The 12,070-nt window shown below is 74.2% G+C and carries 11 protein-coding genes; 5 read left to right on the plus strand and 6 right to left on the minus strand.

The window, feature by feature from the left end; genetic code table 11:
* Nucleotides 1-11: 11 nt before the first annotated feature.
* A complete protein-coding gene (locus AMK22_RS27730; protein ID WP_242434158.1) occupies nt 12-761 on the minus strand; it encodes a helix-turn-helix domain-containing protein in 750 nt (249 codons plus the stop codon).
* Between the two features lie 358 nt (nt 762-1,119).
* On the opposite strand from AMK22_RS27730, the gene AMK22_RS27735 reads away from it, so the two are divergent.
* Entirely contained in the window at nt 1,120-1,998 is an 879-nt protein-coding gene (locus AMK22_RS27735) for a universal stress protein (RefSeq protein ID WP_073789428.1), read from the plus strand.
* A gap of 70 nt (nt 1,999-2,068) precedes the next feature.
* On the opposite strand, the gene AMK22_RS27740 is transcribed toward AMK22_RS27735, so the two are convergent.
* Nucleotides 2,069-2,722: a CBS domain-containing protein gene (locus tag AMK22_RS27740; RefSeq protein WP_073789429.1), complete on the minus strand. Its 654-nt coding sequence runs from the start codon at nt 2,720-2,722 to the stop codon at nt 2,069-2,071.
* Between the two features lie 407 nt (nt 2,723-3,129).
* Here AMK22_RS27740 and AMK22_RS39635 point away from each other — a divergent pair, with 407 nt between their 5' ends.
* The 3 genes from AMK22_RS39635 to AMK22_RS27755 all read left to right on the plus strand — a co-directional run bounded on the left by AMK22_RS39635 (nt 3,130) and on the right by AMK22_RS27755 (nt 6,026).
* Nucleotides 3,130-3,300, plus strand: a complete 171-nt coding sequence (locus AMK22_RS39635) for a hypothetical protein (protein WP_158072083.1) — start codon at nt 3,130-3,132, stop codon at nt 3,298-3,300.
* Nucleotides 3,301-3,567: 267 nt separating this feature from the next.
* Nucleotides 3,568-5,079, plus strand: a complete 1,512-nt coding sequence (locus AMK22_RS27750) for an AAA family ATPase (RefSeq protein WP_073789433.1) — start codon at nt 3,568-3,570, stop codon at nt 5,077-5,079.
* Nucleotides 5,080-5,573: 494 nt separating this feature from the next.
* Nucleotides 5,574-6,026, plus strand: coding sequence for an Hsp20/alpha crystallin family protein (locus tag AMK22_RS27755; RefSeq protein WP_073789552.1), 453 nt, complete (start codon nt 5,574-5,576; stop codon nt 6,024-6,026).
* Nucleotides 6,027-6,198: 172 nt separating this feature from the next.
* Here the strand turns inward: AMK22_RS27755 and AMK22_RS27760 are convergent, their stop codons facing one another.
* Entirely contained in the window at nt 6,199-7,074 is an 876-nt protein-coding gene (locus AMK22_RS27760) for a universal stress protein (protein ID WP_073789553.1), read from the minus strand.
* A gap of 758 nt (nt 7,075-7,832) precedes the next feature.
* Between AMK22_RS27760 and AMK22_RS27765 the strand changes: the two genes are divergently transcribed.
* Entirely contained in the window at nt 7,833-8,735 is a 903-nt protein-coding gene (locus AMK22_RS27765; protein ID WP_073789434.1) for a universal stress protein, read from the plus strand.
* A gap of 381 nt (nt 8,736-9,116) precedes the next feature.
* Here the strand turns inward: AMK22_RS27765 and AMK22_RS27770 are convergent, their stop codons facing one another.
* The 3 genes from AMK22_RS27770 to AMK22_RS27780 all read right to left on the minus strand — a co-directional run bounded on the left by AMK22_RS27770 (nt 9,117) and on the right by AMK22_RS27780 (nt 11,822).
* Nucleotides 9,117-9,740 (minus strand): CBS domain-containing protein, encoded by a 624-nt coding sequence (locus AMK22_RS27770; RefSeq protein ID WP_073789436.1) that lies wholly within the window; start codon nt 9,738-9,740, stop codon nt 9,117-9,119.
* 109 nt (nt 9,741-9,849) lie between these two features.
* Entirely contained in the window at nt 9,850-10,305 is a 456-nt protein-coding gene (locus tag AMK22_RS27775; protein WP_073789437.1) for a Crp/Fnr family transcriptional regulator, read from the minus strand.
* A gap of 50 nt (nt 10,306-10,355) precedes the next feature.
* On the minus strand, nt 10,356-11,822 hold the full coding sequence (locus AMK22_RS27780) for a nicotinate phosphoribosyltransferase (RefSeq protein ID WP_079186435.1): 1,467 nt from the start codon (nt 11,820-11,822) through the stop codon (nt 10,356-10,358).
* Between the last annotated feature and the right edge of the window lie 248 nt (nt 11,823-12,070).

The following is a 12,070-nucleotide window of genomic DNA, read 5'->3' on the forward strand; positions in this document are numbered from 1 at the left end:
CGTGGCCGGGTTCAGGCCCGTGCACCGTCCCGGCTCCGTCCGTCCGTCCAGTGGCCGCCGCCCGGGGCGGCATGGCTCTCGAGGACACGGATGCGCCGCCCGGTGACGCGCGTGGGGGTGATCGTCAGCCACACGTTCCGCGGCCCGCCGGCCCAGGGCGTGGTGTAGGCGTGCTCGTCCAGCCGCCGGGCGGCCTCCGGATCGTCGACGGCCGCTGCCGTGCCGACGACGAGGACGCTCCATCCCTGGCTCAGCGCCTCGTCGACGTGGTCCACCTCGAAGGCGACCGTCCGGCCCGCGACGGCGGTCAGGAGCGAGTCGCGGGCGCTCCGGTAGGCGATGTGCTCGCCGTCCACGACGTAGTTGACCGGGAGGATGGTGGGGCCGTCGTCCGTCATCGTGCCGACCCGGCCCACGCCATGCGTGGACAGCAGCAGATGACACTCCTGGGGGTCGAGCTCCAGCAGCTGCGTGTGATACCCGGCGTGGCCCAGGCCGGGAGGCAGATCGGTGGTGCACCCGGTCAGCTCGGCCACCGTGCTCTCCAGGGCCTCGGCCAGCCGCAGCAGGAACCCGATGCCGGGTGTCGCCTGGTGCTCCTCGACGTACTGGAGGTAGCCCGGCGCGGCACCGGCCCGCTCGGCGACCTGCTCCCGGCTGAGCCCGAGCTGTTCGCGCCGCATCGCCACCCGGCGGCCCAGCTCTCCCGAAGGGGCCCGTTCCCGGCACTCGCCCGACGGGTGACTCTCTGCGCGCATCATGTCCTACACGTCCTTCGTGGATCCGTTCCGGCCGTCGGGGGGATCCGCTCCGGTCCCTCGTGGGTGTTCCGGTCCGCCGACTGCCTCGCCGCCGTACCCCGGGTCCTTCCGCCGTTCCACATGTGCCTCGTCGGGTCCATGGTGCGCCACCCCGGAGCGCGGCGCATGGGCCGACCGGCCTGGTCTCGCGCCCGCCCAGCCCATGCCGCGGCCCCGGCAGGAGGCACAGCATGACCGTACGGGCCCACGACGACCGCGTGCGAGCTGCGGAAACCCTCGGGTTCGGGGAGCCGCCCGAGCCGCGGGAACGCCCGGGCCGAGGAACGGCGAGCGCCGCGGAATCGCGAGGAGAGAGACCATGAGCAGCACTCCGCAGGACGTGGTCATGACAGGGCCGGTCGTGGTCGGCACCGACGGTTCCGGTCACGCGCTGCGGGCCGTGCGATGGGCGGCCGGCGAGGCCGCCGCCCGGGGAACGGCGCTGCACATCGTGCACGCCGTGGGGACCGGTCGGGGGAGCCTGTACCTCTCCGAGGAGGACCGCCGACGGATCGTGCGCTTCGCGAACTCGGTGCTGGACGATGCCGCCGGACTCGTCCGCCGACTGGCCCCCGCCGTCCCGGTGACCACCACCCTGTGCGAGAACGGCACGACACCCTGTCTGCTCGGCGAGGCGGACCCCGACGCCACGGTGGTCGTCGGCTCGCGCGGGCGCGGGGGATTCGCGCCCCTGCTGGTCGGGTCGGACTCGCTCGACCTGGTCGCCCACGCGTCGGTCCCGGTCGTCGTCGTGCCCGGTGAGGAACGCGAACGGGCGGGCGTCGTGCTGGTGGCGGCGCGGGACGAACGCGACAGGGATACGCTGCGCACCGCCGCCCGGCTGGCCGACCGGGACGGCGCCGCGCTGCGGGTGGTGAGCGTGTGGGCCTTCTTCGAGAACGTCGGCGACGTGGCGACCGTCCTGGAGGGCGCGGCCCGGCTCGCCGAGGAGCGGGCGCTGGCCACGGCCCGGCTCGTCGAGGCAGTGCGCGCGGAGTTCCCGGACCTCTCCGTGACCGAACGGGCCGTCCGCGCCGGATCCGTCTCCGAGGCGCTGGTGCGGGAGACGGCCGACGTCGACGTGATTCTCATGGGGGCGCGGCGGCGTTCCCACCACATCGGCTCTCCGCTCGGGCACGTGACACACGCCGTGCTGCACCACACGCACTGTCCGGTCCTGCTCGTTCCGCACTTCTGAACGGCGTGTCGTTCACGGAGACGCACCACGAAGACGCGCCGCTCCCGCAGGAGCGTCCGGGGCCGCCGGCTCAGGCGCGTGCCGCGCCCTCGAGTCGGCAGTCCACGTCGACCACGCCTTCCACGGACTGAGCGAGCCGGGCCGCGACGGGAATCAGGGAGCTGTCGTGGATGCGACCGGACAGGGTGACCACGCCCTGGGCGACGGCGACCTCCACCGACCGGTCCGCGCCGGGGAACAGCCGGTCGACGACCTCTCGGCGTACGTCGGCGGCGAGCGCCTCGTCGGGCCGGAGGAACACCTTGAGGAGGTCGGCACGGCTGACGACGCCCTTGAGGCCGCCGTCGGCGTCCACGACCGGGAGGCGTTTGACCCGTTGGTCGGCCATGAGGCGGGCCGCCTGCGGAAGCGGCGCGTCGGGCCGCACCGTGACCGCGGGGCTCGACATCAGATCACCGGCCCGCACCGAGCCCGCCTTGGCGGTGTCGCCGAGACGCCTCATCTGCTCGATCATGCCGATCCGGCGCGCGCGGAACTCCTCCTTCGCCAGCAGATCGGCTTCGGAGACGACACCGACGACACGGGACTCGTCGTCGACGACCGGGACGGCGGTGACCTTCCACCGCTCCATGACCGTGACGATCTCCTTGAATTCCGTGTCGGGCGCGACCGTGACGACGGTCTTCGTCATCACGTCGGCGACGGTGCAGCGGGCAGAGGTCATGGCATTCCTCGGTGGATGGGCGGTACCGGCGGACCTGCCGACCGACCGGGACCGGGGGATCCGACCGGACCGTCCGGGCAGACCCGGGACGGACCCGGGCAGACCCGGACGGCTGGTCGTTCACCGTTCACCGTTCGTCGGCCGGGAGGCAACGCTCTCACCCTTACGTCCCCGATGCCACGGGGGCCAGGGGCCGAAAGGACCGGGCGGGGGCCGACCGGCCCAAGCGCGGGGGCCGTGCGCCGGGTCAGCCTGGGGGGAGTGCAGGCACATGCGCCGGAGCAGGCCGGCACGGCACGGGAACGCCACCCGGGAAACACCGCCCGGGAAACACCGCCCGGGGAGGACGCCGTCGTGGAGGCACTCGTTTTCCGGTCGATACGTACTCGACGCCCATGCTGCTGCGCATGACGGCCGTCGGGCGGCTGTCCGCGTCGACCCTGATCAACCACCGTTTCGAAGGGGAACGGACGGAGGAGACGTACGACGTGTTCGCGCGTACCGGGGAAACGGGGGCGCGTGAGGTGGTGCCCAGCGGGGCACCGCACGACGAGATCGCCGCCCCGGTCCGGCCATGAGCCCGCGTCCGGTGAGCACGCGCACGTACACCGGCTGGACCTGGGACGCGCCGCGGCGTGCTCACCCGCCGCCTGTTCTTCCAGGACGCTCACGGGCGAGGGCTCGGCGTCACCCACGTCAGGCTCGTCACCGAACCGGTGCGGTCGGCCGCGACGGGACGGACCGCACGACGCGCGCCCGCCGTCCGCCCGTCCGAGAATGAAGGAGCGCCGTAGCCCCGGGACGATCCCGCGGCGGAGCCCGGGGCGGTTCCGGAGGTGCCTGGAGTGAACGCCGTACACGGACAGCAGCAGACCGCGGTCACCGGCCCGGGCCGCCCGCCCAGACCCGACCGGCTCTTCGACAGGGAGAACGAATGGGAGGCCCTGGTGTCCTTCGCCGGGGACCCCCATCCGGGACCGGACCTGGGCGTCGTCACGGGGCGCCCCCGCCAGGGCAAGACGCTCCTGCTGGAATCGGTGGCACGCGCCACGGGCGGGTTCTACTTCTGCGGTCAGCAGGCCACCGAGGCCGAGGCCCTGCGCAGGGTGGGCGAGGAGTACGCGCGCCACCGCGAGGCCGGGCGGCCCGGCCCCTGGCGCGGCTGGAAGGAGTGCCTCGACGCTCTGCTGGCCCTGGGCGACGACCGGCCCCTGCCCGTCGTCATCGACTCGTTCCCCGACCTCGTCGCGGCGAGCCCGGCTCTCCCGTCCGTCATCCAGGGCGCCCTCCGGCACTCCGACCGGCCGCCGCCCGGGAACCGTGCGCGCCTGCTGCTCGCCGGTGAGACCGCGCCGGTCATGACCCGGCTGTTCGCCTCGTCCGCACCGCTGCGCGCCCTCACCCGCCTCGTACTCGACATCCGGCCCCTGGACTTCCGCGAGGCCGCACGACTGTGGGGGATCGACGACCCGAGGCTCGCCTTCCTCGTCCACACCGTGGTCGGAGGCACGCCCGCCTACCGGCACGACTACGTGAACGACGATGTCCCCGCAGGCCTCGACGATTTCGACGCCTGGGTCTGCCGCACCGTGCTGAATCCGCGCATGCCGCTGTTCCACGAGGCCCGCCACCTGCTCGACGAGGAGACCGGGCCCCGGGGCCGCGTCATCTGCCACTCCGTGCTCACCGCCCTGGCCATGGGCTGCACGACCCACGGCGGGGCGGCCGCCTTCCTGGGACAGCAACTCACCGACACCTCACGTGCCCTGGCCGTGCTTCGCGACCGCGGTCTGCTCCGGTCCCAGCCGGACGGACTGCAGCCGGGAATCACACGCCACCACATCGCCGACCCGCTCCTCTCCTTCGAGCACGCCGTGGCACGTCCGCGCAGGGCCGCCCTCGAACAGAGCGATGCCGAAACCGTGTGGCGGGAGGCGCGGACCGACTTCGACATGCTGGTCGCAGGACGCCGGTTCGCCCAGGTCTGCCGGGACTGGGCCGCCTCGTACGCCGACTGGACCGCCCTCGGGGCCGACCGGGTCACCGCGGCGCACGGCTCCCTCAGCGACCCGTCGGCGACCGCCGGGCTCGACGCCGAGGTCGTGGTCCGCCGCAAGGAAGGTCTCCTGAGCGGCCCCCTCCTGTCCCTGGGGATCGCGCGCTGGAACACCAGCATGGACATGCACCATCTGCAGCGCCTGCGCCGTGTCCTGGAGCGTCTCGAACCCCGCGACGGGACCGGCCGTGTCAGCCTGGCGCTCTACGGCGCCGCCGGGTTCAGCCCCGAGCTGCACGCGGCCCGCGCACGGGGCGAGGTCATGCTCGTCGACCTCGAACGCCTCTACCGGGGCGTCTGATCCCTCTCCGGTGCCGGGGCCGGTACCGGCGACGGGATCGGACCCCGGCCCCGTCCGGGGCGCTTCCGCGGGGCCGGACCCCGTTTCCGGACGGTCCCGGCCATGGGCCGATCGGCCCCTCCATGCTGTGGCCCACTCGGCACTGCGGTGTCCCGGCCCGCGGAGCGATCGTGGAAGTCGGACGGGACGCAGGTCCCGGATCGCCCCGGAGCGGCGGGAGCGGTTCCGTCTTCCGGAGAAGCGATTTCGCCTCCCGAAGAGGTGAGAACCATGTGGCGCACACGGATCCGGATCCGGATCCGGCCGAGGAGCCCCCGCAGACCCCCCGAGCCGGATCTGCGCACGCCTTCCGGCCGCCCCATGCCCTACTGAGGACCGGCAGCGGCCGACCCCGGCCAAGAACCCCTCGTGGAACGGGCCGCCGCGAGCGTCACGGACCAGGGCGGACGGAGACGAGCGACGGCGTGGCCGCCGCGGGAAAGGATGAGGACACCATGTCAGGAACTCACCCGGAGCGCAGGCACGGCCGCTTCCCCGACCTCACGGACTGGTTCGGGACGGATTTCCCCCGCTTCCCGTGGCGGTCCGCGCCCGATGCCCACACCATCCCGATCGAGATGAGCAGCAAGGAGGGGCAGTACACACTGCGCGCCGAACTGCCCGGGATGGACCCGGAGAAGGACATCCACATCACGGTCGAGGGCGACACCCTCACCGTCGGGGCCGAGCACACCGAGAGCAAGGAGGAGAAGGACCACTCCGAGTTCCGCTACGGCTCGTTCCACCGCACGGTCCGTCTCCCCGCCCGCATTCCGCCCGACGGGGTCGAGGCGGAGTACGAGGACGGCATCCTCACCATGCGCGTGACGCTGGAGTCCGGGGCGGGGCAGGCCGCACACCGTATCCCGGTGAAGAGGATCACGGCCGACGGCCACAGGGACGCCTGACGGAGACGCCCGACGAAGACGGGTGGCCGAGGCGCGTGGCACCGACGGGGACCCGCTCCGGGCCCGGCCCTGCGGGCCCCGGGGCCGGGCCGCACTGTCCGTCGCGTACGGCGCGGCCCCACCCCCGCCCCTCGTATGCATGCCGTGGCCCGCACCGCGGGCGGGAGGAGGCTCACGTGTGGGCGACGACGGCGACCGGGGCGGTGGAGTGGTGGAGCATCGCGTGGGTCACCGGACCGATGTGCCCCCCGATCCGGGACCGGCGGACGCGGCGGCCGACGACCACGAGAGCCGCCGCGGCGCCCGCTTCCAGCAACTGCTCGGCCGGACGTCCGATCTCGGACCGGGCGTCGAGGGCGACCGCCGGACACCTGTCGCGCCAGGGCTTCAGCAGGTCGTCCAGCTCGTTCTTCATGGCCTCGGCCATCTGCGCGTGGCCTTCCGGGCTGTACGCGGCTCCGTAACCGGCCAGCGGGGGCGGCGTCCAGCTGTGTACCGCGACGAGCGCGCAACGCCGCAGTGACGCCTCCTCGAACGCGAAGGCGAGCAGGGCGTCGCACGGATGACCGGGGTCGACGCCCACGACCACGCCGCCCTCGGGGTGCCCCTCGCGCGGGCCCGGCCCCACGTCCTCCGTGGCACGCACCAGAACGACCGGCCGCTCCAGGGCGTGGACGACCGCCATGCAGACGGAACCGAGCACGACACCCGCGAGGGTGCCCAGTCCCCGGGAGCCGAGGACCAGCATGTCCGCGTCCGCCGCGGCACCGGCCAGAGCCGCCGCCGGACGGCCGCCGAGCGATTCGGAGCCGATCCGCAGCCGCGGGTGCCGTGCCAGCAGTTCCTCGCGGGCAGCGCGCAGCAGCGGGTCGGCGTCCCCGTGACGCGGCCCCGGTCCGGCCGAGGGGACACCGAGGACCGTGAACGTCTCCTCGACATGGACGAGATGCAGGGGCACGCCGCGCAGGACCGCCTCCCGCGCGGCCCAACGGGACGCCGCGACGCTCTCCGCGGTTCCGTCGAAGCCGACGACGATGCGTGGGTTCATGACGACCTCCTCCGGCCCGGCGCGGCCCTGGCCGGCCCTGGCCGGGGCCGCGCCGGACGCGTGCTCGGGGAATCCGTCCCCGTCTCCGGCAGGTGCGGACGTCCACTGCTGGGGGCCGACAGGACATCGGCGGCGGTGCGCCGGATCCCGGCCGGAACGACGGGCGCCGATCCACCGGCCGGCGGACCACCGGCCGGCGGACCGGCGGCGTACGCGGATACGGCTGTCGGGACAGGGCCTGCGGAGCCCGGACCCGTTCCGCTTCCGGACGCCCCGTCGCCCGTCGGCCCGGCGGGTCGCTCCCGGACACGACACCGACCACACGGTCCTCCTCGCCGAGGACGGGTGGGAGACGGCGGGCACGACCGAGACGATCTCGTCGGTCGTCGGGTCACCGACTGCGACGGGTCTCACGGCCGCTCCTCCCGCCGCCTCGCGGGGGCCCTGCGTCCACGTCCAGGATGAGATGCCCTTGGCGATTCCTCCCGCCGCCTCGCGGGCGCCCTGCCGAGACCCGCACGGGCGAAACGCCGCAGGTATTCCACCAGCCACGATCCGCCGGGCCGCACCCGGGGAAGGAGGGCCGAACGGGGCGCGGCAGGGGCCGGTCGGCCCGGTTCGGGCGCCCCGACGGGGCAGGATGGGACGAAAGGGACCGTCGGCCCCCGGTCGGTCCTGAGCGGCCCCTGCGTGCGCGGCGCCCGGAAGTGCGCGGCGTGGGAGCCGACCCACCGACGCCACTCGGCCAGGAGGAAACCATGGAAGGCAGCAACGGCCGCCCCGAACTGGGCTCCGTCGTGGTCGGCGTCGACGGCTCCGAGCCGGCCCGCCGTGCGGTGCTCTGGGCGGCGGACGAGGCGGCACGCCGGGGCACCCTGCTCCACATCGTCCACGGCGCGGACACCGACACCCGGAGCCTCTACCTCTCGGCGGACAGCATCGAGGGGGTGCGCAGCGCGGGCTACGAACTGCTGCGGGACACGGCGGCCGTCGTCGCGGAACGGTTCCCCGGCCTGCGCGTCACCGCGGAGTTCAGCCGCAGCGCGCCCGTGCCCAGCCTGCAACGGACCGCGGGGCTCCGTGGCACCGTGGTGGTCGGCAGCCGGGGGCTGGGCGGGTTCGCCTACCTCATGCTCGGATCCGTCGGGCTGAGGACCGTCGCGGCGGCCACGACACCCGTCGTCGTGGTCAGGGGCGAGGACGACGGGACGGCCACCGGTGTCGTCCTCGCCGCCGTCCGCGACGAGAACGACACCGAGTGTCTCCGGTACGCGGCGTGCGAGGCGGAGATCCGCGGGGCGACGCTGCGCCTGCTCCACGTATGGAACGTGTTCGAGTCCGCCGGGGTCGCCGCGCCCATGCTCGACGGCGTCGGCAGTGTCGTCGGCGAAGGCGCCCGCCATCTGACGCCCCTGACCGACCTGATCCGCGAGGAGTTCCCGGGACTGTCCGTGCGGGCGGACGCCGAGAAGAGCCTGTCCGTGGCCGCGGCGCTGGTGGAGGCGTCGCGCCACGCGGACCTGCTGGTGATGGGCGGACGGCGGTCGCCCGGGTACATCGGCCCCACGCTCGGCCGCGCCACGCACAGCCTGGTGCACCACGCGCACTGCCCCGTACAGCTCATTCCGCGGCGCCGGGCCGGGCAGCACAGCGAGTCATGACGGGTGCCGGACACCGGCCGACGGGCGCAGGACACCGGCGACCCGTGGCCGACCGCGCCGTGGCGGCCCTCTCGGAGATGTCCACGCCGCCGTGCGCCGGACGCCGTCGGGCCATCTGCCGGCGTGCCTGAAGGGGGTTTGGGAGGTGGTGGTGGACGGCCGGGTGCTCGCCGATCCCGAGGAGGTGCCTGCGGAGGCGGGGGCCCGGTGCGTGCGGACCGGGTTCCGGGAGCCCCGTGGCCCACATGCGTGAGAAGGCCGCCGGGGGACCCGGACACCCGGCGACGGTCGCGGGTGGCGCCTCGGGCCGACGGCGACCCGGGGCACGGGACCCGGGACCCGGCACACATCGGGGCCCCGGGCGAACCGGGGACGGGGCACTCAGGCGGATTCCACGCGCACGTCCACGACGCCCTCGACGGCACGGACGGCCCGGACCAACAGCGGCAGCAGGGCACGGTTGGGGAAGGGCCCCCGAAGGGTCACGACCCCGTCCAGCACGTCGAACTCCACACGGTCCGGGACGGGCAGCCCGGCGAACACGGCGGACCGGATCTCCTCGCCCAGCTCCTCGTCGGGCCGCAGGAACACCTTCAGCAGGTCGCTGCGGCTCACGACGCCCTCCAGCATCCCGAGGCGGTTCACGACGGGCAGACGCTTGACCTGCCTGCGCGCCATGATCCGGGCGGCCTCGGCGAGCGTGGCGTCGGCGTGGACCGTGACGGCCGGGCTCGACATCAGCTCCTCGGCCAGCACCGCATCGGCCTTGGACGCCTCCTCGACCCCGCGGGGCGGCGCCGGACCGTCCTCGCGGAACTCCTCCTTGGGCAGCAGGTCCGCCTCGGAGACGACGCCGACGACACGGCCCTCGCCCTCGAGCACCGGCACCGCGCTGACCTTCCACGCGTGCATCAGCTCGACGATCTCCTTGTACGAGGCATCACGGCCGATGGCCACGGCCGTATGGGTCATCACATCGCTGACGGTGTACCGGGACGCGGCCATGACGTGCTCCTGGGGCGTGGTTCCGGGCAGTGGTACGACGGGCGGACGGGGCGTGGGTCCCGGGGACCGGAGGACCGTGCGACCGGCACGGGGCGCGCCCCACGACTCCTCAGAGGGAACCGCCGCCGTGCGGGGCGTAGAGGTCGAGCAGACGAACCCGCGCGGCCTGCAGCCGGTGGGCGAGAACCTGTCCGACCCAGTGGCCGACGGCCGAACCGAAGGCGGGGTCCGCGTCCATCATCATGCGTATGGTCGCGGCCTCGAACTCGTGGGTGCGGACCGGAGTCATCGTCTCCGCTCCGAGGTGCCACAGGTAGGGTTCGAAGAGCCAGGACCAGCCCACCAGTTCACCGGGTCCCAGATTCTCGATCGAGGCCGGTCGGCCGCCCGGGACACGGAAGTCCAGGGTGACGGCGCCCGAGCGCAGGATCCAGAAGCGGTCCGCGAAGTCCCCCTCGTCGAAGAGACGGACGCCTTGGTCGAAGTTGACCTCCCGGCCCACGCGCAGCAACCGTGTGCGGTACTGGGCGGGCAGGGCGGTGACACGGGTCGGAGAAGTGCTCATCGACAGCCTCCTGTGGGTGGGTCCGGGGTCAGCATCGCCGGGCGAACGGTTCAGGGACATGGGCCGACCGGCCCCTGTCGCGGTTCCGTCCGGCCCCGCCCGGCCGGACGGCCTTGCCGCACGGATCGGGACGGGCCGGGCGGCTCCCCGCGCCGGTCCGCGCGGCCGGGCGGGACGGACTGGCGGCCGTCCCCCGCGAGACGCGCCTCGATGCACCGGCGGACCTCCGCCGTGAGCGAGACCAGACGCTGGGAGAACTCCGCTCTCGGCGCGACGGGTGCCCGTACGGCACGGGCCCGGGGCGGCAGGGTCGCGAGATCGGCGGTGAACCGCTTCCGGGCCGCGGCCGGCCCGGTGCGGGGCGAGGTGCGGCGTCCCTCCCGCATGACCGCCTCCAGCAGCGGGTCCGCGCCGGGCGGCGGCGGCTCGTCGACGAGAGCGACGAGATCCGCCCGGCCCGGCCGCCGGAACACCTGTTTGCGGCCCGGGGCCGTCACCTTGGCCGACGACAGCTTCATCACCGGGCGGCCGTCGTACTCGACCAACTTGTACGCGGAGTCCAGGTACGGCGCGTCCGCGCTGACGCCGACCCGGGTGCCGACCGCGAACGTGTCGACGGGCGCCCCCGCGCGCACCAGTTCGTCCACCGCGAACTCGTCGAGACCACCGCTCGCCACGATCCGGGTCTCCCGGAGCCCGGCGGCGTCGAGCACGGCCCTGGCCCGCACGGCCAGGTCCCCGAGGTCCCCGCTGTCGAGGCGGACGGCGCACCCCGGGCCGAGTCCCAGCTCGCGCAGCACCCTCGCCGCCGTCTCCACGCCCGCCACGGTGTCGTACGTGTCCACGAGCAGGGTCACCGGGCCGGGGTGGGACCGGGCGAAGGCCCGGAACGCGTCCTCCTCGGAGTCGAACGCCTCCACGTACGAGTGGGCCATCGTGCCGACCGCGGTCAGGCCCTCGGCATGCGCGGCCGCCACGTCGCTGGTCCCGGCGAAACCGACCATGGCCCCCAGCCGGGCGGCCTGATGCCCGGCCTCGATGCCGTGCGTGCGTCGCAGGGAGAAGTCCACGACCGGGCGCCCGTCGGCGGCCAGCACGCACCGTGCGCACTTGGAGGCCACGGCGGTCTGGTGGCTCACCTGGTTGAGCACGTACGTCTCCACGAGCTGGGCCTGCGGAAGAGGGGCGGTGATCTCCAGCAGCGGCTCACCGGCCAGTACGACGCGCCCCTCGGGCACCGCCCGAACCTCGCCCTCGAACTCCAGGCCGAGCAGCGGTGCCAGCTCCTCGTGCCGCTGTCCCGTCACGGAGGCGAACACGGCCACGTCCTCCGCGTCCACCCGGTAGTCGGCGAGACAGGCGAGCACCGGTTCCAGGCCCGCGCAGACCAGGAACCCCCGGTCCGGCGGCAGTTCGCGGACGAACAGGCTGAACGTGGCGGGCCCCGTCATGCCCTCGCGCAGATAGGACCGGGCCATGGTGACCTCGTAGAGGTCGGTGCTCGTGGCCTTCGACATCGACGGCACCCTCCTCCCGCCGCGCCGTCCTCCCGGACCGCCGCACCGTGCCGGTTTCGCCCGCCTTCCTCCACTATCGGCCCCCTTCACCTTGCGGGCCAGCCGGAGCCACCGCTGGGCCGACCGCCCGACGGGCGCTCGGCGTCCCGCGCACGCCGGACGGTGTGTCCGAAGGCCGGCCGGTGAGGGGCGGGCGCCGACGGACGCCCGGCGGGCCGCCGCACCCGCGGCACGCACCGGGCCGTGGG

Source organism: Streptomyces sp. CB01580, assembly GCF_001905795.1.
In the GTDB taxonomy this organism is placed as follows: domain Bacteria; phylum Actinomycetota; class Actinomycetes; order Streptomycetales; family Streptomycetaceae; genus Streptomyces.